The sequence below is a fragment of the Pseudoalteromonas sp. GW168-MNA-CIBAN-0100 genome (assembly GCF_040309225.1).
In the GTDB taxonomy this organism is placed as follows: Bacteria; Pseudomonadota; Gammaproteobacteria; order Enterobacterales; family Alteromonadaceae; genus Pseudoalteromonas; species Pseudoalteromonas arctica.
The window spans coordinates 1-235 of the sequence record NZ_JBEOOL010001129.1; the positions used below are offsets into that span (position 1 = coordinate 1).

Sequence of the window (235 nt, forward strand, 5' to 3'; positions counted from 1 at the left end):
CAATTAATCCTGCGTCAGAATTAGCACCTATTAGTATGATTGGCGCAGGTTTAGTTAATGTAGCTAAAGCGGTTAATTTACCGGTTGCTGCATGGGTAAATAACGCTAAGTTTAATACCAAGCAAGCAGCGCTTTCATTTGGCTTAGAAAGCATGACAGAAACTGCATCGTTAACTAAAACGGTAACAGTTAAGAACTTCTCAGCTGACGCTAAAACTTATAACTTACGTACAGA

Annotated in this window: 1 protein-coding gene; it reads left to right on the forward strand. The window is 38.7% G+C overall.

The features are described from left to right. On the forward strand, positions 1 to 235 hold a 235-nt coding region (locus AAEY62_RS24895; RefSeq protein ID WP_350637177.1), incomplete at both ends, for a hypothetical protein.